This window comes from Treponema bryantii (assembly GCF_900111035.1).
Lineage (GTDB): Bacteria > Spirochaetota > Spirochaetia > Treponematales > Treponemataceae > Treponema_D > Treponema_D bryantii_C.
Map to the genome: position 1 here is coordinate 1 of NZ_FOFU01000012.1, position 20,926 is coordinate 20,926.

At 40.9% G+C, this 20,926-nt stretch carries 14 protein-coding genes; 8 read left to right on the forward strand and 6 right to left on the reverse strand.

Going from position 1 to position 20,926, the window contains the following annotated elements; all coding sequences use genetic code 11:
• Positions 1-317, reverse strand: a 317-nt coding sequence (locus BMY21_RS14255; protein ID WP_143064248.1) for a helix-turn-helix domain-containing protein, incomplete at its 3' end; no start/stop codon positions are given.
• Positions 318-424: 107 nt separating this feature from the next.
• Here BMY21_RS14255 and BMY21_RS14260 point away from each other — a divergent pair.
• The 5 genes from BMY21_RS14260 to gltA all read left to right on the forward strand — a co-directional run bounded on the left by BMY21_RS14260 (position 425) and on the right by gltA (position 9,428).
• Positions 425-2,833, forward strand: coding sequence for a helix-hairpin-helix domain-containing protein (locus BMY21_RS14260; protein ID WP_074645450.1), 2,409 nt, complete (start codon positions 425-427; stop codon positions 2,831-2,833).
• A 179-nt stretch (positions 2,834-3,012) separates the two neighbouring features.
• Positions 3,013-5,742: a hypothetical protein gene (locus BMY21_RS14265; RefSeq protein ID WP_074645347.1), complete on the forward strand. Its 2,730-nt coding sequence runs from the start codon at positions 3,013-3,015 to the stop codon at positions 5,740-5,742.
• A 10-nt stretch (positions 5,743-5,752) separates the two neighbouring features.
• A complete protein-coding gene (locus BMY21_RS14270) occupies positions 5,753-6,961 on the forward strand; it encodes a hypothetical protein (protein ID WP_074645349.1) in 1,209 nt (402 codons plus the stop codon).
• 126 nt (positions 6,962-7,087) lie between these two features.
• The gene (locus BMY21_RS14275) at positions 7,088-7,942 is read left to right on the forward strand and encodes a sulfide/dihydroorotate dehydrogenase-like FAD/NAD-binding protein (protein ID WP_074645351.1); all 855 of its coding nucleotides are present in this window, start codon (positions 7,088-7,090) and stop codon (positions 7,940-7,942) included.
• A 10-nt stretch (positions 7,943-7,952) separates the two neighbouring features.
• Complete coding sequence (gltA, locus tag BMY21_RS14280; protein ID WP_074645353.1) at positions 7,953-9,428, forward strand: NADPH-dependent glutamate synthase; 1,476 nt, start codon at positions 7,953-7,955, stop codon at positions 9,426-9,428.
• A gap of 73 nt (positions 9,429-9,501) precedes the next feature.
• On the opposite strand, the gene pyrG is transcribed toward gltA, so the two are convergent.
• Positions 9,502-11,094 (reverse strand): CTP synthase, encoded by a 1,593-nt coding sequence (pyrG, locus tag BMY21_RS14285; protein WP_074645355.1) that lies wholly within the window; start codon positions 11,092-11,094, stop codon positions 9,502-9,504.
• Between the two features lie 30 nt (positions 11,095-11,124).
• The gene (gene carB, locus BMY21_RS14290) at positions 11,125-14,286 is read right to left on the reverse strand and encodes a carbamoyl-phosphate synthase large subunit (protein WP_074645357.1); all 3,162 of its coding nucleotides are present in this window, start codon (positions 14,284-14,286) and stop codon (positions 11,125-11,127) included.
• A 207-nt stretch (positions 14,287-14,493) separates the two neighbouring features.
• Between carB and BMY21_RS14295 the strand changes: the two genes are divergently transcribed.
• Positions 14,494-16,584 carry a methyl-accepting chemotaxis protein gene (locus BMY21_RS14295; RefSeq protein WP_074645359.1) on the forward strand — a complete coding sequence of 697 codons (2,091 nt, stop codon included), beginning with the start codon at positions 14,494-14,496 and terminating at the stop codon, positions 16,582-16,584.
• Between the two features lie 13 nt (positions 16,585-16,597).
• Here the strand turns inward: BMY21_RS14295 and BMY21_RS14300 are convergent, their stop codons facing one another.
• Positions 16,598-17,740 carry a carbamoyl phosphate synthase small subunit gene (locus tag BMY21_RS14300; RefSeq protein WP_074645361.1) on the reverse strand — a complete coding sequence of 381 codons (1,143 nt, stop codon included), beginning with the start codon at positions 17,738-17,740 and terminating at the stop codon, positions 16,598-16,600.
• Between the two features lie 248 nt (positions 17,741-17,988).
• Between BMY21_RS14300 and dapF the strand changes: the two genes are divergently transcribed.
• Both dapF and BMY21_RS14310 read left to right on the forward strand, forming a co-directional pair.
• On the forward strand, positions 17,989-18,852 hold the full coding sequence (dapF, locus tag BMY21_RS14305; protein ID WP_074645363.1) for a diaminopimelate epimerase: 864 nt from the start codon (positions 17,989-17,991) through the stop codon (positions 18,850-18,852).
• A 9-nt stretch (positions 18,853-18,861) separates the two neighbouring features.
• A complete protein-coding gene (locus BMY21_RS14310) occupies positions 18,862-20,061 on the forward strand; it encodes an LL-diaminopimelate aminotransferase (RefSeq protein WP_074645365.1) in 1,200 nt (399 codons plus the stop codon).
• Here the strand turns inward: BMY21_RS14310 and BMY21_RS14315 are convergent.
• Positions 20,039-20,485, reverse strand: coding sequence for a DUF3021 family protein (locus BMY21_RS14315; RefSeq protein ID WP_074645367.1), 447 nt, complete (start codon positions 20,483-20,485; stop codon positions 20,039-20,041). The genes BMY21_RS14310 and BMY21_RS14315 overlap by 23 nt on opposite strands.
• The gene (locus BMY21_RS14320; protein ID WP_074645369.1) at positions 20,482-20,919 is read right to left on the reverse strand and encodes a LytTR family DNA-binding domain-containing protein; all 438 of its coding nucleotides are present in this window, start codon (positions 20,917-20,919) and stop codon (positions 20,482-20,484) included. The genes BMY21_RS14315 and BMY21_RS14320 overlap by 4 nt, the downstream gene beginning before the upstream one ends.
• Positions 20,920-20,926: the final 7 nt, after the last annotated feature.

Sequence of the window (20,926 nt, forward strand, 5' to 3'; positions counted from 1 at the left end):
CCTTTAGTTTTATATTTTTTAACCCACTGACATAACTGTCCTGAATCTATTCCTGCATTACATGAAACTTCTTTTATTGAATTACCAGCAAGAACTTGTGCTACAAGTTCATAGCGTTCTGAAGCTCTCCATTTCTTTTTCTTTGTTTTGATTTTTAATGCCTCTGGTCCATTGGCATCTTCTATCTTTTTCCATCTTCGAATCATCTTATGGAAATCTTGCGGATCTTTGAAATGTTCTGGAGTTTCTTCCCAAAACCCTTGTTTGTACATTTCAACGCAGTGTCTTTTGTACTCATACGAGTAATGTTGATGCATAAAAATACCCCCTTTCTGTTTGTCCAGAAAAGGGGGTACATATCAATGTTTCGGGGCTTTTTTTTGGCTTGCCCGACTATCTTCTTTTCACTACAATTACTCCCACTATGGAATTTACACAAGAAACTATCGACGCACTTTCGGTTAACGAAGTGGAAATTATGAAAAAAATCGCTGCAGAGCTGAATATCCGCGTGCAGCAGGTAAGTGCAGTTATAAGCCTGGTTGAAGAAGGATGTACAATCCCGTTCATCAGCCGCTACCGCAAGGAAAAACATGACAATCTTGATGAGGTTCAGGTTCGTGACTGTGACCACCTCTATAAATCATATCATAACCTTGAAGATCGCCGCCTTGAAATTGTAAAAGGCGTTTTTGCTCAGGGAAAACTCACAGAAACTCTTTATAACGCAATTATGTCTGCCACAACAATGACAGCTTTGGAAGACCTCTGGGCTCCGTTCAAGAAAAAGAAGAAGACCCGCGGTATGGTTGCTGCAGAAAAAGGTCTCGAGCCATTGGCAGACTTTATGCTTGCAGACAACGATGACGCTGCAGTTGAAAAAGAAGCAGAAAAGTTCGTAAAGACTGATAATGAAGATTCTGCTTTGAATGTTGAGTCTGCCGCAGATGCCCTCGCTGGTGCAAAAGATATTATTGCAGAGCGTGTAAGCCAGGAAACTGCAAACCGCGAAACAATTCACGATCTTTATATGAGAACCGGAACAATCAAAACAAAGGGTATTGTTCCAGAAGGACAGGACGCTACTGTTGCCGAGAATACTTCTACTTACAAAATGTACTGGGATTACACAGAGCCTTTGAACGAAGTAAAACCACACCGCATTCTTGCTATCAACCGTGGTGAACGCGAAGGTGCTCTTGAAGTTACAATTGATGTTGATGTTGATTCAGCAGTTGCAGCTCTTCAGAGAAAGGCTACAATCAGCAATAAATATCATAAAGAAGCTATTGAAGACGGTGTTGTACGCTTGTTGAGCCCTGCCGTTGTTCGCGAAATCCGCAGTGACGAAGCAGACGAAGCTGATGTTCACGGAATCGGTATTTTCAGCGAAAACCTCAAAAACCTTTTGATGACACAGCCAATTAAGGGAAGCCGTGTTCTTGGTGTTGACCCTGGTATCCGTACCGGTACAAAGTGCGCTGCCCTCGACGAAACAGGTAAATATCTTGGTTATTTCAAGTTCTTCCAGGTTACAGACCCGGACGGTTCTTACAAAATGATCAATGACGCTATCGATAAGTATGACATTCAGGTTGTTGCTGTAGGTAACGGAACTGGAAGTCAGGAAGTTCAGGCTATCGTTAGCAAGGTTATCAGTGATAACTATAATGATGTAGTTTATACGGTAGTTGATGAATCTGGTGCTTCAGTTTACTCGGCAAGTGATATTGCCCGCGAAGAGTTCCCGGACCTCGACCTTACAATCCGTGGTGCCATTTCTATGGGCCGCCGTCTCCAGGACCCACTTTCAGAACTCGTTAAAATCGACCCTAAAGCTATTGGTGTTGGTCTTTATCAGCATGATGTAAATCAGAAAAAGCTTGCTGAACAGCTTGATGAAGTTGTAGGTTCGGTTGTAAATAATGTTGGTGTAAACCTCAATACTGCTTCTTACTCACTTTTGAAGTACGTTTCTGGTATCAATTCAACTACTGCAAAGAAGATTGTTGCTTACCGCGACCAGAACGGAAAGATTAAGAGCCGTGAAGACCTTAAAAACGTTCCTGGTCTTGGACCTAAGGCATTTGAGCAGTGTGCCGGCTTCCTTAAGATTGCAGAAAGCTCTGACCCGCTCGATAATACCTGGGTTCACCCTGAAAACTACGATGCAGCACGCGAAGTTCTTCCATATATTCAGAACAAAGAAAAGTTTCCTGCTGACCTGATTAAAAAGCTTGCAGAAAAATACAATATCGGCGAAACAACTGTAAAAGACATCGTAGAAGAGCTTCAGAAGCCAAACCGCGACCCTCGCGACGGCTATCCAGCTCCAATCATGCAGAAAGGCGTTTTGCAGTTTGAAGACCTTAAAGAAGGTATGAAAGTTACCGGTAAAATCAAGAACGTAGTAGACTTTGGTGCCTTTGTTGATATTGGTTTGCATGAAACTGGTCTTGTTCACCTTAGTGAGCTTAGCGACAGCTTCGTAGAAAACCCAATGGATGTTGTTAAAGTAGGTGATGTTCACGAGTTTACTATTATTGAACTCGACCGCGACCGCCGCCGTATCGCCCTTTCTCTTAAGAGTGATGCTGCAAGCCGTGCCGGAACTGGTCAGAAGAGCACTGCCCGCCGTGAACCATCTGCTGGAGCAGGTGCTTCAGGTAATGGTCGCCGTGTTGTTGTAGTAAAGAAGAGTGGAGCATCAGGAAATGCCGGCTCACAGCCACGTCGTGACGATAACCGCCGCAGTAATAACAACTACAATTCTGGCAGCGATGATGGTATGAGCTATAACCCATTTGCAGCCTTCTTTAACAATAAAAAATAATTTTTTGAAAAGTGTTTATTTTGTAGACCTCGCGTGTTATAATACCTAGGTCTACAAATAGACAAAAATTAATAAGATAAATTTAAGAATATAAAAAGTCCGTACATAAATCCAGATTATATATTAGATTATATATTTTAGAGAGAGTTTGCCGCGAGAGCGGATACAGGAGGTGTCTTATGAAAAAAATAGCTTTTGCTATCATTTCTATAGGCTTGGTATTTGCATTAGGAAGCTGCTCATGGAAGCTTCCGGAAACAATTTCTGTTAAGACAAATGCAGATTATGAGTTTTCACTTGGTAATGTTGAAAAAGATTTAAGTGATAAACTTGGGGTAAGTAATTTAATCGGTACGGTTGAACTTCCAAATAATGGAAAGATTTACGATTACTGGCCTAGGAAATCAGGTGACACTCAAAAATTCCTGATGTATATGCCTTTACAGAATATTCCTATAGATATCAGTGATTATTTTGATAAAGGAGCTCTCGCAGATTCTATCAGTAACATTTCTTTCGAAAAGGAATTTGAAGTTCCTACAGTAGACTTCAGTTATAATCTGGATATAGATCTTGATGAGGTTAATGAACAGATTTGTAATGAATTCAGACTTGCCGGTATCATGCTGAATTATGGTACGTCTACTTTCAGTCAGATTTATAATTTTGCAGATAAGTTGTCTTTTAAGCAAGGTACAATGAAGATTGCAGCATATAATGTTGATATATCTTCATCATCAACATCTGTGAATGATATTATTACAACTATCGATACTTCATATAATGGTACAGTTTATTTAAGAAGTAATGGAAAAACTGTCAGTGGAACTTTCTATAATGGTGTTGCAGAAATAAATTTGAGTTCATTTATTTTTAAGACATCAGATATCAGCATAGAATTCTCTGAAACTTCAAATTCAAAAGCATTCATTGCTACAATCGATACTTCAAATAAATCAGTACATCCATATCAGATTAATTCTGTAGAAGGCCTTACATTAACTCAGCCAATTTCATACAGTTTCACTCAGAATATTGATGGACTGAGTGGTCTTGATAATGTTGATGGATGTACCATTGGTGACGGAGATTTAACTCTGAATTTTTCAATTCCTAAAGAATGGAAAAATGTAAATCCTTCTTATGAGATTGAATTAACTGGTGGAATTAATCTTGGAAGTGGAGTTCAGACTGTAGCTACTAGTCCTGCCACTCTTCCATTGGATAATAAATCAATAACTACAGACGATATTCACGCAAATGTAGATTTCAATATTGTTATTGCAGATGCAACTATTGATTTTGAAAAGAAACCTTCTATTGGAATCGGAACAAAAATAAGAGAAATTGAAAGTGTAACAGTGAAACTTTCAAATCAGAGCCTTTCATTCAATGAAACTCAAGAAATACCAGAGGATGTGTTAAAAATTGTGAAGGAATTAGAGCTTCATAAATGTGGTGTAAAAGGTACATATACAAATACCTTACCTTCAGAAAATGTTATTTCTCTCTCTGTATTCTCTAACTTCTTCGATATTCATGCTGTGTCTGATGCAACATTAGGAAAGAACATAAATATTGAAGGCGGAAAAACAGATTCTCCAATAAATATTCTTAGTGGTGATGATGACGTTGAGGATTATACAAGAACAGTGAAACTTGAATCATCTCCATCTGCTTCAGATGAATTCAATGCATTTGATTTTAAGGTTGATGTTATACTTCCTGGTGGAGAACAGGATAAAATTACTGTTAAAAAGGTTAAGCCTGGAACAACATATACCTTTGCAATTAATCTTGAGCCTGTAATTGACTGGGAATCAGTAACTATCAATCTTGATACTCTTCCTTCAATGTCAGATACAATGGGAACAGGCTTTAATCCATCTTCATTGTATGCTTCTTTGGAAGATTCACTTGGAAAAGAATTCGCAGAAAATATTGAACTTCCAGATTGTAAACTGTATCTCTATCTTACCAGACCTGATGTAACAGTTGATGGCGATTCTGTATTTGAAAATCTGGATTTTGGTTCTTCATCAGTAAGAATGTTCTATGGAACAAACCCATCAGATGGTTCAACTCCAACTCAGTTAGGTGCTTTTGAAAAGCCAATTCTTACTAATGGTAAAGCTTATGATGAAAACGGAAACGAAGTAGATGTTGAGTTTGTAGCAGAACCAAATATTGTTACAGAAAAGAATGAAAATGGAGATGAAGTAGTTATATCTGAAGCAACAGTAGGCTCAAGTCTCATGCTTTCACTTCAAGATGTACTTAAAAAACCAAATGATATTGATGACAATACATTTAAAGATTCTCAGCTTTGTGTAGATTATAATATTTCTTTGAGTGGAACTGGAAGCAGTGGAATTAAAATTACTAAAGCTGCTTTGGAAAACTCAGAGTCAGGTTCTATCGGTATTTTTGCACTTTTAGAGTTACCTGTTAAGTTCCAGGTAAAGGATGATGATGATGGAATTGAAGAATTTGTTGAAATAGATCTTTCTTCGATAACAGGAGATTCTTCTAATACATCTAATTCATCAAGTTCAGGAAGTTCTGATTCATCAGATGATTCTATTTTTTCAAAATATATTGATGCTGTAGATTCTTTGGAAATCAAATATACAGTAAATCAATTGCCTATAACTTTTAAGGATGTTCAGATAGGTATAGATCTTTTTGGTACCGGAACAATTGACAATTATTATAAATTAGATAAGTCTGGTATAATACCTTTTGGTTCCGAAACTGTCAAACAACTACAGGCTTCTTCAGATAGTATTAGTCCAAAGATTAAATTACGAATGAAAGAAGGGGCGTCAATATCAATGACTCGTGATAAATCTGTAAATGTATATGTCGAAGTCGGTCTCAAAACAGATGGAATTGTTCAGATAAAGTAGGGGGTAGTATATGAAGAAATTATTTGCTTGTATTTTTGCAGTTTCAGTAATATCTACTGCTGCCTTTTCACGAAACTTCTTTTCTCAGCGATTCTTTGAAATAAAAGCTGGTACTGAACTTGGGGTATCAAATAATCTTTTTACCGTTAATGAACTTTTGAAAAAAGATTTGATAATTGATTTACCTCAGCTTGCTGCTGATTGCCCTGATAATGGTTTTAATATCCGTGCAGGTGCTAAACCAACCTGGGAAATGAATTTTAATATTGTAAATGTTCATGTTGGACTTTCAGCAGGAGTTGAGCTGTTTGAAAGCATGTCTGTAGGCAAGGACCTTTTTGATTTCCTCGGTAATGGAAATTCAGTTGGTGATGTTTTGAACTTCAACCTTGATAATGATGCAGATGTCTTTGCCTTCTCGCAACTTGATATTTGTATAAAGTTCGGAAAACTTAAGGTAGAGGTTCAGCCTGCAGTATTCCTTCCAATTATGTCTATGCGTGGTGGTGGTGCAAAAGCTACTGTTGTAAATGGAATTGATGGAAGTCTTGATATTTCTATGGACATGAACATGGATGTTTATTCCATTACTGAATTATCTGTAACTGATAATGGTTTTTCTTTTGATACAGATAAGTTAATTTCAGCATTGTCTAAAGGATTCGGTTTTGATTTTGGACTTGGTTTATCATGGGATATTACAAAATCATTTACAGTAGGTTTGACTAGCCGTATTCCAATCGTTCCTGGTACATTAGGTTATAAATCTAATATTCAGTGGGGAATGGATTATAGTGTAAAGGTTTCTGATTATGAAAATCCAGAGAAAACTGAGCGTGAAAGAACTGTAACAAATGAAAATGCGACATTAACTATTCACCGCCCATTAAAGGTTAATATTTATGCTGATAAAGCTCTTCTCGGAACACTCTTTAATGCCCGTGCAGGTGTTGGTTTTGGAATTAGAAGACCTTTCTGTAGCGATGCATTATTCTATCCTGAGTATTATCTTGGCATCGAGTTTAATCTTATTAATGCCTTTAAGCTCAAGGTTTCGACAGAATATAGGGACCAGACTTTTATTCATCAACTTGGTACAACAATAAATCTACGTCTTGTTCAGTTTGATTTTGGTATTTCAACACAGTCTTCAAACTTCATAAAGAGTATGGAAGTAGCCGGTTTAGGCGGTTACGCATACGTTTCTGTGGGCTTCTAATAAAGTCTGCTTGAATAGCGAAGAACGCGGTGGTAAGTGATCCACCGCGTTTTTTTTGTCCTCAATTGACTTGATTTTCCCCATATTGTACAATAATCTACCATTTATTTTTTAAGAGGACTGAAGATGTTTAAAATTATTGAAAAAAAACAGCTTTCTGCCGGTGTATTTTATATGAAGGTTACTGCTCCTGAAATTGCACGTAACCGCAAGGCAGGACAGTTTGTAATCGTTCAGGTTGATTTGGATTTTGGTGAGCGTATTCCGCTTACTATTGCTGATGCAAATGCTGAAGAGGGCTGGATTGCTCTCGTTTTCCAGGCTGTAGGTGCATCAACTTATAAACTCTCTTTGAAAGAGGCTGGCGAGGAACTTCCTGCAGTTCTTGGTCCTCTTGGAAATCCTTCTAAAATTGAAAAATATGACCGCCCTGTACTTGTTGTTGGTGGTGGTTTCGGTGTTGCCCCATGTTACCCAATCGTTCAGGCTCACAAGGCTATCGGTAATAAGGTAATCATGGTTATCTGTGCACGTAATAAAGACCTTTTGATTTATGTTGATGAAATGAAGGCTCTTGCTGACGAAGTAATCATCATGACAGACGATGGATCGGCTGGACGTCAGGGTGTTTCAACAGTACCTGTAAAGGAAATGTGTGAAAGCCAGTGCCCACCAGCAGAGGTTATCGCAATCGGTCCTCCAATTATGATGAAGTTCTGTGCTCTTACAACTAAGGAGTACGGTGTAAAGACAACAGTTTCTTTGAACACAATCATGATTGATGGAACTGGTATGTGTGGTGGCTGCCGTGTAAGTGTTGGCGGTGAAACAAAGTTCGTTTGTGTTGATGGTCCAGAGTTCGATGCACACATTGTAGACTGGGACAACATGATGATGCGTATGAAGTCTTTCAAGCCACGTGAAACTGAAGATTTCCACAAGTGCAAGATGCAGGCAGAAGCTGATAAGCTTGCAAAGTAGGAGCAAAAAAATGGCAATTAACGTAACAGAAGAATTAAATAAAATCCAGGATTTGATTAAAACTAACGGAAAGCTTACAGCTAAAGACCGTAACGCAATTCCACAGATGGAAATGCCAGCCCGCGATCCAAAAGTTCGCGCTCGCCAGATGGACGAAGTTGCTCTTGGTTTCAGTGCTGAACAGGCTATCGTTGAAGCTAACCGCTGTCTTCAGTGTGCAAAGCCATTCTGTATGGAAGGCTGTCCTGTAAACATCGATATTCCAGGCTTTGTAAAAGAGATTGCAAACGGCCAGTTCAAGGCTGCTGTTGATATTATTAAAAAGACATCACTCCTTCCTGCTATCTGTGGTCGTGTTTGTCCTCAGGAAAAACAGTGTCAGGGAAAATGTACTGTTGGTAAGGTTTACAAGAGTGCAGAAAAGGCTGTTTCTATCGGTCGTCTCGAGCGCTTTGTTGCAGACTGGGAACGCGAGAACAATCAGGTAACAATGCCTGAGGTTGCTCCAGCAACAGGAAAGAAGGTTGCAGTTATCGGTTCAGGTCCTGCAGGTCTTACAGTTGCTGCAGACTGTGCACGTGCTGGTCATGAAGTTACTGTATTCGAAGCTTTCCACAAGTGTGGTGGCGTTATGATGTACGGTATTCCTGAGTTCCGTCTTCCAAAGAAAATCGTTCAGGACGAAATTGAAAATCTTAAGAAAATCGGCGTAAAGTTTGAAACAAACTTCCTTGTTGGCCGTACAGATACACTTGATCAGCTTCTTGAAGAAAAAGGCTTTGATGCTGCTTTCGTAGGAACTGGTGCAGGTCTTCCAAAGTTCCTCAACATTCCTGGAGAAAACCTCATTGGTGTTTTCTCTGCAAACGAATATCTTACCCGTGCAAACCTTATGAAGGGTTACGATAAGGATCACGCTGCAACTCCAATTTACGAAGCAAAGCACGTTGTAGTTTGTGGTGCCGGAAACGTTGCAATGGATGCTGCCCGCATGGCATTCCGCCTTGGAGCAGAAACTGTTGATGTTGTTTACCGCCGTACAAGAAACGAAATGCCGGCTCGTCTCGAAGAGATTGGTCACGCAGAAGAAGAAGGCGTAAACTTCCGCTTCCTCGAAAACCCTGTAGAAGTACTTGGAAATGAAGAAGGAAAGGTTGTTGGCGTACGCTGTCTCAGTTACGAACTCGGTGAACCAGATGAATCAGGACGCCGCTCTCCAGTAGCTATTCCTGGTTCAGAGCATGATGTTCCATGTGACGCTATGATTGTTGCTCTCGGAAACGGTTCTAACCCACTTCTCGTAAGCACAACTCCAGGTCTCGATGCTGACAAGCGCGGACACATCCTCGTAGATGAAAAACAGGCTACACACCACGCAAAGGTATGGGCTGGTGGAGACATCGTTCTTGGTGCCGCTACAGTTATCCTTGCTATGGGTGAAGGACGTAAGGCTGCTGCTGGTATTAATGAATATCTTGCTAAGTAATTATATAGTGTAAATGAAAAAGGCCGGTTGGATCTGATTCCAGCCGGCCTTTTATATTTTAACGCGTTATTTCTTATTTATCGCAAGCCTTAAGGAATTCTACAAAGAGAGGTCCTGCATTGTTTGGACGGCTCTTGAATTCCGGATGGAACTGAACACCAACATGGAACTGGTCGGCAACTTCAACGGCTTCTACTAAAGTTCCGTCAGGGCTTGTTCCACTGATTGTGAGACCAGCTTCCTGCATCTGTGTGCGGTAATCGTTGTTGAACTCATAGCGGTGGCGATGGCGTTCATCAATATGTGTACTTCCATAAGCTTTTTCAAGAATTGTTCCTGGAGTAACTTCGCAAGGGTATGAACCAAGACGCATTGTACCGCCTTTGATTACACCTTCCTGATTTTTCATCAGATCGATTACTGGATGTTCACAAAGCTCATCAAACTCGCGGCTGTTTGCATCTGAATAACCGAGTATGCTGCGGGCAAACTCAATTACTGCTATCTGCATTCCAAGACAGATTCCAAAATATGGCAACTTGTGGGTACGTGCATAACGGCAAGAGCAGACCATTCCTTCTACACCACGGTGACCGAATCCGCCCGGAAGAATGATTCCAGCGCAGTCTTTAAATACTTCCGGTGCAGTTTCATCAGTTACGCTGTCTGAATCAACCCAATTGATTTTTACATTCTTACCAACAACAAAGCTTGCATGGTTGAGTGATTCAACAATACTCAGATATGAGTCGTGAAGTTTTACATATTTTCCAACCAGTGCAATCTGAATCTCACCCTGACGTGCATGAATTGTTTCTACCATTCGTGACCAGTCTGCAAGCATAGGATAGTCTGCGCCTGTTTCGAGTCCAAGGTCGCGGCATACAACATCATCCATATTCTGAGCGTGGAGCATCAGAGGAACTTCATAAAGGCTGCGGCAGGTTGTGTTGTTGATTACACAGTCTTCTCCAACATTACAGAAGAGGGAAATCTTTTTGCGGATGTCTGTTGGAATTTCCTTGTCACAGCGGGCAACAATAATATCTGGATGAATACCAACGGCCATGAGCTCTTTTACAGAGTGCTGTGTTGGCTTAGACTTATATTCATCTGAACCGCTGATATAAGGAACGAGACAAACGTGAATAAAAAGACAGTTACGGCGTCCAACTTCAAGCGCAAGCTGACGTATTGCTTCGAGGAACGGCTGGCTTTCGATATCACCGATTGTACCGCCGACCTCAACAATACTTACGTCGGCATTGCTAACCTCGGCGTTTTTCATAACAAAGTCTTTGATTTCATTTGTTACGTGAGGAATAATCTGAACTGTCTGTCCAAGGTATTCACCCTGGCGTTCCTTGTTCAAAACGTTCCAGTAAACACGTCCACTTGTCATGTTTGAATATTTTGTAAGATTTTCATCGATGAAGCGTTCGTAGTGTCCAAGGTCAAGGTCTGTTTCTGCACCATCATCTGTTACGAAAACTTCTCCGTGCTGGAATGGACTCATTGTACCCGGGTCAACGTTCATATATGGGTCGAGCTTCTGGCTTGTTACCTTAAGCCCGCGGCACTTCAAAAGGCGTCCTAAACTTGCTGCTGTAATTCCCTTTCCTAATCCTGATACAACTCCACCTGTTACAAAAATAAATTTACTCATATCTTTCCTCTCTAAAATAACTTTCCTATATTACATGTGATTGATGTCGACTAGACTGGCGTTTGTGAGGCTGAATGGTGATGCAAGGCTATCGGCCAGGGCATTAGCTGTATCGATTGCGGTGAGACAGTCGATGTCGCGTTCTACGGCGAGACGGCGAAGCTTTACGCTTTCTGCTACCGGATCGCGTCCCTTTGCGGAAGTTGAAACAACGTATGCAATTTTGCCGCTCTCGAGAAGAGTCATTACGTTGTCATTGTAATTTTCATGAACTTTTGCTACGTGAGTTACTGTCATTCCGCTGCGTTCAATTGTGTCTGCGTTTCCGGTTGTTGCGTAAAGAGTGAAGCCGAGATCGTAGAACTTGCGGGCAAGGGCAGGGAGTTCAGGAAGGTCTGAAGCACGAACGGAGAAAAGAATTCCGCTGCTTTCAACAGGCTTAGCTACTGTAGAGTTTGGTCTTATCATCTTCCAGCCGGCTGCAGCGAGTCCCTTAAAAATTGCTTCTTCGCGAGTGGTTGCGATTCCAAGAACTTCACCAGTTGATTTCATTTCCGGGCCAAGATGAGTGTCTACGTCCATCAGTTTTTCAAAACTGAAAACAGGAGCCTTTACTGCAAAGTAATCTGGCTTACGGTAAAGGCCTGTGCCATAGCCGAGGTCGCGGACTTTTTCTCCGAGCATTGCACGGGTTGCAAGTTCAATCATTGGAACTCCGCTTACTTTACTGAGGTACGGAACTGTACGGCTTGAACGAGGGTTTGCCTCGATGATGTAAAGGTCGTTTCTACTGCCATCGTCATAAATCAGATACTGAATATTAACGAGCCCTTTTGTACCGAGAGCCAGCGCAAGGTCTGATGACTGGCGAACAATTTTTTCTTCGATGTCTGATGTGAATATTCCAGGATAAACAGCAATTGAATCTCCGGAATGAATACCGGTTCGTTCAATATGTTCCATGATTCCAGGAATCAATACATCTTCACCATCACAAATACAGTCAACTTCAAGTTCCTGTCCTTCCATGTATTTATCTATGAGGACTGGATTTTCAATTCCAGCTCTCAAAATGATTTTCATGTATTCCTTTACGTCGGCACTGTTTCGGGCGATAATCATGTTCTGTCCGCCAAGTACGTAGCTTGGACGCATAAGAACAGGGTAGGTGATTTTTTCTGCAGCTTCCAGAGCTTCAACTTCTGTGAAAACTGTGAGACCACGAGGTCGTTTGATTTGCAGACGGTCACAGAGTTCTTCAAAACGTTCACGGTCTTCAGCAAGGTCAATTGCATCGGCACTGGTTCCGAGAATTTTTACTCCCTGACTGTCCAGATATTTTGCAAGTTTAATGGCAGTTCCACCACCGAATGCAACTACAACACCGAGCGGTTTTTCAACAGCGAGAACGTTCATTACATCTGCCGGTGTCAGTGGTTCAAAGTAAAGACGGTCTGCAGTATCAAAGTCAGTAGAAACTGTTTCCGGGTTGTTGTTTACGATTGCAACTTCATAGCCTAGTTTTTTCAGCGACTGTACGCACTGAACAGAAGCGTAGTCGAATTCGATTCCCTGACCAATTCGGATTGGACCTGAACCGAGAACTACAATAGTTCCTTTTGAATCTTTTTTATTTTCATGGAGTTCCTGAAGATACTGTTCAGCCTCATTGTCTCCATTTGTTGTTGAATAAAAATACGGAGTCTCTGCATTGAACTCGCCGGCGCAGGTATCAACCATTTTGAAACTGCGTGGTGGGAAGATGAGGGCGTCGGAAGTATCGGCAGCAGCAATTTTCTCCAGTTTCCACAAGAACCATTCATCAACTTTTGTAATGTCGTGAATCTGTTCTACAGTGAGAAGTTTGCGCTTAAGTGCCTGGTAAATGGCAAAAATGCGCTGGTCTGTGCACTGTCCAACACGCTCACGAATTTTTTCATCACCTTCTTTTACAAATGCTGGAAGGTTCAGGTCTTTTACGCCAACTTCAAGTCCGCGGCAGGCTTTCAGAATTGCTTCTTCAAAGTTCTGACCGATGGCCATAACTTCTCCAGTTGCTTTCATCTGAGTTCCAAGCTTGCGGGCAGCGTATACGAATTTGTCGAACGGGAACTTCGGCATTTTTACAACTACGTAATCGAGAACAGGTTCAAAGCAAGCCTTAGTTTTCTTTGTTACGAAGTTAGGAATCTCATCAAGTGTAAATCCAACAGCGATAAGAGCTGCTACCTTAGCAATAGGATATCCTGTTGCTTTAGATGCCAGTGCCGATGAGCGTGAAACTCGAGGGTTTACTTCAATTACAGCATATTCAAAACTATCCGGATTCAAAGCGAACTGGCAGTTACAGCCACCCTCAATTTCGAGTGCGCTGATGATGTTCAGGGCAGCTGAACGCAGCATCTGATATTCTTTATCTGCAAGAGTTACGGTTGGTGCAATTACAATTGAGTCTCCAGTATGAACACCGACCGGGTCAAAGTTTTCCATTGAGCAGACAGTAATTACGTTTCCTGTGCTGTCGCGCATAACTTCAAACTCAACTTCCTTCCAGCCCGAAATACATTTTTCAACAAGAATCTGATGGATAGGTGAGCGGTGAAGGCCGTTGTGGGCAATTTCATCAAGCTCGCGGTCGTTGTTTACGATTCCACCACCAGTACCACCAAGGGTAAAGGCTGGACGGATAATTGCCGGGAAGCCAATTTCGTTATGAACGAAATCAACTGCATCTTCGTATGTTGTTACAACTTTTGAAGGGATACAAGGTTCGCCGATAGCTTCCATTGTGTCTTTGAACATCTGTCGGTCTTCAGCCTTGTCGATAGTTTCAGGGCGGGCACCTAACAGCTGTACATTATGAGATTTCAAAAAGCCGGATTTTGCAAGCTCCATACTAAGAGTAAGACCAGTCTGACCACCAAGAGTTGAAAGCAGGGAATCAGGCTTTTCTTTTTCAATAATTCTCTGAAGGGTTTCAAGTGTAAGCGGCTCAAGATAAATCTCGTCTGCCATTGAATGATCTGTCATAAGAGTTGCCGGATTCGAATTGACAAGACAAACTTCAAGGCCCAGCTGCTTAAGGGCTTTACAGGCCTGGTTTCCGGCGTAGTCAAATTCGGCTGCCTGTCCAATTACGATAGGACCCGAACCGATAATCATTACTTTGTGTATGTTTTTATTGAGTGACATCATTAACCCCAAAAAAAAGGCGACACCACCCCTTTAGGATAGTGTCGCCATTGACTTAAAATAATATAGCGTAAATAAATGTTTATGTTAAGTAGGTTGATTTTTTACTATTGTATTTTTTGAAGTTGAAAAAAATCGTTTTGAGAAGTAAAATTACTATGTATAAGTACAAAGCGTATTTATAAAACTAGGAGAGAGAGAAAAATCATGACACTTCTAAAACGTTCTCTATTTATGATTTCGATACCGACAGTGGTATTGTTTCTTTTAATGATGTTCATATCTGCCAACAGATTGAAGTTCTATGCAAGCCAGCAGACACAGGATGATCTTATTTCAGCAAGTGATGCAGCTTCTGAATATGTAATGGGTGCAATGCAAAAACCCCGAAATCTGCTGGAAGCACTTACCGATACATTTGCAAGCGGTGCTTATGAAAATGAAGAGGATAACCTGAAGATCTTTATAAACTTCACTAAGTCGTATGTGGATTCCACAGGTTTTTATGGCGTTATAAACGAACATTATTATGATGGTTCTTTGTGGGAGCCGGATGCAGGCTGGGATCCGCATACACGTCCATGGTATTTAGGCGCTCTTGCAGATCCAGACAATTTTGTTTTTTCAGATGTTTATACAGATTCTGAAACTAATACTTCCGTAGTAAGTATTTCAAAAGAAGTTTTTGATGAAAGCAGAAAATCTCTTGGAGTTGTTTCCGTAGACTTTCCGTTATCAAAAATCCAGAAATCATTGAATGAAAAAAAACAGTATGAAGATGAACGAATGTTCATCCTTACAGATACCGGATATTTTGCGACCCACGAAAAATATACAGCAGAGGATAATATCAGAACAATTGAAAAAGGAGCGTATAAAGATATAGCAGATAAGTTCCTTTCCGGAAGTAATGAAATAATCCGTACAACAAAGGATGGTGTTCCTTATTACTATAAATCAACACAGATTGAAGGAACTCACTGGTATTTTATTTACGGTCGTTCTACAGCAGCAGTAGACTCATTCGTTAATAAATCAGTACAGATTATCATACTCTCTTTTGTAGTTCTGCTTGCAGTAATCTTTATTTTCCTGATTTTGATTCTTCGCGGTATTGTTCGTCCAATCCGTTCTACAGCTAAAGCCCTTCATGATATTTCTGCCGGTGATGCAGATTTGACCCGCCGTGTAAATATCAAAAGTTCAACAACAGAAATCAAAACTGTAGTAGACAGTTTTAATGTATTTGCAAACAAGCTTCAGAGTATGATAGGTAATATTAAATGCAGCAGTGCCAATCTAGATGTAGTTTCTGATAATGTACGTGACAGTGTTACAGCAGTTTCAGATGCAATGACAAATATCCGCGAAAATCTTGAAGGACTGCGTGAACAGATTGTAAAGCAGTCAGTTGGTTATAATGAAACAGCACTTGTTGTACAGGAAAGTGTGGACAGTATTTCTACAGTAACAAAGATGATTGATTCACAGACAGAAAGAATCAGTAAATCTTCTGCAGCAGTAAGCCATCTTGTAAACAGCATTGAACAGGTTAGTGATTCTATGGAAAACATGGCCGTTTCATTTAATGCGCTAGATACACAGGCAAAAGAGGGAGTTTCTAAGCAGAAGAAAGTAAATGAACGAATTGCCCAGATTGAAGAGCAGTCAAAAATGCTTCAGGCAGCAAACCAGGCAATCGCAAATATCGCAAGCCAGACAAACCTTCTTGCCATGAACGCAGCTATTGAGGCGGCACATGCTGGTGAAGCCGGAAAAGGATTTGCTGTCGTTGCAGATGAAATCCGAAAACTTTCAGAAACCTCTTCAGCACAGTCTAAGACAATTGGTGATCAGCTTAAGAACATTAAGGCCAGTGTTGATGAAATCGTTACAGCCTCTCAGGAATCAAGTGCTTCCTTTAATGAAGTTTCTGAACGCATTCTTGAAACAGACGGACTTGTTCAGTCTATAAGACAGTCCCTCGAAAAGCAGAATGAAGAATCTCATAACGTAATTGAAATGCTTTCTGAAATGGACAAGAACACAGACGATGTTCGTAAGGCTTCTCAGAATATGGCCGATAAGAGTATGCACGTTCTTGATGAAATGAACGGCCTTCACAGTTCTGTTGATGCAGTTGGAGACAGCATTGTTTCAATGACAGGAAACGCAAGAAGTGTTGTTAATAGCGGTAAGCAGCTTGATAACTGTGTTGAGGCCTTAAACCAGAACGTAAATCAGCTTGGCTCTGATGTCGGACAGTTTAAGACAGAAGCTTCGTATGATTTCGAATAATCACATTATTTAATTACTGCTTTGACCGGTTCATCAATTCTATGAATCGGTCAAACAGAAAGTTTGTGTCGTGCGGACCGCCGCATGCTTCCGGGTGAAACTGAACGCTGAAAGCCGGAATATCAGTATATGTAATTCCTTCTACAGTACCATCATTTACATTAAAGAAACTCATTTTTGCGTATGCAGGAATTGAAGTGTTTTCAACCGCATAACCATGATTCTGACTTGTGATATAAACACGGCCAGTTTCCGTATCTTTGCATGGATGGTTTCCGCCACGGTGACCATATTTGAGTTTGCTGGTTTTACAGCCGCGTGCAAGAGCGAGCATCTGGTGACCAAGACAGATTCCGAAAATTGGAAGAGTGCCGGCATCGCAAATCTTCTTCAGTTCTTCAATAATCTGAACATTGTCCGCCGGGTCTCCAGGTCCGTTACTGAGCATAAGTCCATCTGGATTAAGAGCGAGAATCTCGTTTGCAGTGGCAGTGCATGGAACAACAGTTACGTGGCAGCCGCGTTTTTCAAGTTCTCTCTGAATATTTGCTTTTGCTCCAAAGTCCCAAAGTACAATAGATTTTGAGGGAGAAGACTCTCCCTGCGCGCCCACTTCGTTGGTCGCTACCCTTTCAACGGGGGACACCCCCGTAACGCCCCCGACAGAATTCTGCTGAACACTTTCAACAGCCTGTTCAATTCTATATGCTTTGATTTCTTTTAAGAGAGCTTCAGTTACGGCAGGACAGCTTTCTACACCGCTGATAATCATACCGTTCATAACTCCGGATTCACGGAGGCGTTTTGTAAGGGCGCGGGTATCAATTCTACAAATTCCGACAATGTTCTGATTTTTCAGAAAGTCGCTTAGTGTACCGCCGCAGCGGAAGTTTGAAGGCAGGTCACAGAGTTCGCGAACAATGTAGCCGCGTACCCAGCATTTTTTACTTTCGTAGTCCATCGGAATATCGCCGTAGTTTCCGATGAGCGGGAAAGTCTGGGTAACAATCTGACCGAAGTAGCTTGGGTCGGTGAGAGTTTCCAGATATCCGGTCATGCCGGTTGTAAAAACTGTTTCACCGATTGTTTTACCGGTTGCCCCGATTGAGGTACCTTCGAAGATTGTTCCGTCTGCTAATATTAACCACGCCTTCATGATTTTCTCCAAAAAAAAGACGTTCATTCCATTTAAAGACAATAAGTCTGCAAATCGAATGAACGCCTTTGTTCTTTAATGTTATACAGCGTATGAAAGGTATGGTCAAGAGTTTTAGTAGTATTTAATAGTACTACTATTGACTTTTTTCTATTGAAAAGTTAAAACAAAATAACGGCAAAGAGGTCGTAGATAAGTTTCCCGGGGGAAATTTGTCTACGACCTCTTTTTGTTTTTGTGAGGTAATCATGAAGTTTACAAAAATGCATGGTTGTGGAAACGACTATATTTATTTTGATTGCACAAAGGAAGATTTTCCGGGTGGTGCTGAAGGCGAAAAGCAGGCAGCCATAAAGTTGTCAGACCGTCATTTTGGAATCGGCGGAGATGGAATCATCATCATCAAAAAAGGTACAAAAGCTGATTTTGAAATGGTGATGTACAACGCCGACGGAAGCCGAAGCCAGATGTGCGGTAACGGAATCCGCTGCGTTGGGAAATATGTATATGATGCAGGCTACGCTAAGGGCCGCGAGTTTACTGCTGAGTCTATGGGCGCAGTAAAAATCCTGAAAGTGGAAGAAGGCGAACCAGGCGATAAGGTAACAAAACTTTCAGTCGATATGGGAAGTCCTATTCTGGAAGCGGAAAAGATTCCTGTTGCGTTGAAGGGTGGCCGGGTAATTCAACATCCTCTGACAATTGCTGGTGTTGAATACATAACAACCTGCGTCTCAATGGGAAATCCACATGCAGTTGTGTTCATTGATAAAAAGCCTTCTGAATTCCCGGTTTGCGAAATCGGTCCGCTTTTTGAAAATGACAGGTTTTTTCCGGAGCGGACAAATACTGAGTTTGCTTATGTAGAAGACCGCCGCACAATCTGGATGCGTGTATGGGAGCGAGGAACCGGCGAGACTCTTGCCTGTGGTACTGGAACCTGTGCAACTGCAGTTGCTGCAATTCTGAACGGCCTTGTTGATGCGGGCGAGAAAATCACAGTACATCTGCTTGGTGGAGATCTTGAGATTCAATGGAGCGGCAACGAGGGAGACAGCGTATTTATGACCGGCCCTGCAGAAAATGTATTTACAGGAAACGTTGATTTATAGGAGAACAAAATGAAAATAAATAAGAATTTTTTAGACCTCGAAGCGAGCTATCTTTTCTCAACTGTTAATAAAAAGACCCGCGAGTTTATTGCATCGCATCCATCAGCAGATGTAATTAAACTTTCAATTGGTGATGTTACAAAGCCAATCTGTCCGGTTGTTATTGATGCCATGCATAAAGCTGTTGATGAAATGGCAGATGCAAAAACTTTCCGCGGATATCCGCCTGAGCAGGGCTATGATTTTGTGCGTGAAAAGATTCTTGAATGGGATTATACAAAGCGTGGAATTGATATGAAACTGGATGAGATTTTCCTTTCAGATGGTGCTAAGTCTGACTGCGGAAACATTGGTGACATTTTTGCAACAGACAATACAGTTGCAATCTGTGATCCTGTTTATCCTGTTTATATCGATACAAACATTATGAATGGACGAAAGAACAATATCATCATAATGCCTTGTTCTGCAGAGACTGGTTTCTTACCAGAGATTCCTTCAGATGATGCACCTGTTGCAGACATCATCTACCTCTGCTTCCCTAACAATCCAACCGGAGCAGTTGCACCAAAGAGCTATCTCAAAAAATGGGTTGATTATGCAAATGCTCATCACAGTGTAATTCTTTTTGATTCTGCTTATGAAGCTTTTGTAACTGAACCAGATGTTCCAAAATCAATTTATGAAATTGAGGGAGCAAAGACTTGCGCAATTGAATTGCGTTCATTCTCAAAGACAGCAGGCTTTACCGGCTTACGCTGCGGTTATACTGTTGTTCCTCATGAACTTGTTTTTGATGGAACTGAATTAAATGCTCTTTGGATGCGCCGCCAGTCAACAAAGTTCAACGGAGTTTCTTATATTACTCAGTGTGGTGCTGCTGCAATTTATTCTGAAGAAGGACAGAAACAGATTCAGGAAAATCTGAGTTTCTATCGTGAAAATGCACGCCTTATTTTTGAAGGTGTAACTGCTGCAGGCTTTAAGGCTTTTGGTGGAAAGAATTCTCCATATGTCTGGCTTCAGATTCCAGAAGGTTATACAAGCTGGAGTTTCTTTGATGAACTGCTTGAAAAGTGTCAGGTAGTAGGAACACCGGGAAGCGGCTTTGGACAGAAAGGTGAGGGCTACCTCCGCCTTACAGGTTTTGGCAGCCGCGAGCGAACTATCGAAGCAATCGAAAGAATTAAAGCTTCTTTCGGTCGTTAAGTTTTTGATTTATCTTTTTGGCTTCATTGAAGTCAAAAAGATAAACAAGAAGTGTTACAACAGCATAGACTGCAACAAACATAATCTCCATTGAAATAAGAGACGATAATTCTTTTCTGAACCATCCAAGATGTAAGCCAATCAAAAGCAGTACAACATTCAAAATTGAAAAGTAAATTATATGAATGATTATAGACTGTTTTGTAGTTGTATTTTTCTTAATGTAAAAAAGACCGAATGCAAGACCCGAAGCCAGACCCATCACCAGAATTCCACAAATGTCTTCTAAAGAAAACTTAATTAAATCGGCATCACCTATAACCAGATAGAATACTGCTATGGTTACAAAAATCATTGTGATTACTCGAGTTGCAATATTTATCATTATAGAAATCATTTCTTTTATTTCATCTGAGTTTTTCATAAACCTAATAACTCCTTTAATGTATTCAGGTAATTTCGTGAAATCACAACCTTATAGCCGTTCTGTAAAATGGCTTCAAAGCGTCCACCGAAAATAGGGGCAAGACTGTCGATTTTATCCAGATTCACGATTACTGCCTTATTGGCGCGGAAGAAAATACTGGCCGGTAATTCGGCTTCCAGCTGATACAGTTTTGACTTTGTTTCATAAACACAATCCGTTGTGTAGGCAAAAACCGAGTCATCCACAGATTCAAAATAGAGAACGTCCTCCGGTTCAACGAAAACGATTTTAGAATCTTTATAAAAATTCATTTTTCCTTTGCTGCCCTTAAACTGATTTATCAGTTTTGTGAGGCTTTCATCAAGGTAATCGCATTTTACGATAAGCTCGTCTTCTTCGCCGGCTTGTTTTTCAAGAATAGTAACTTTCATTATGAAT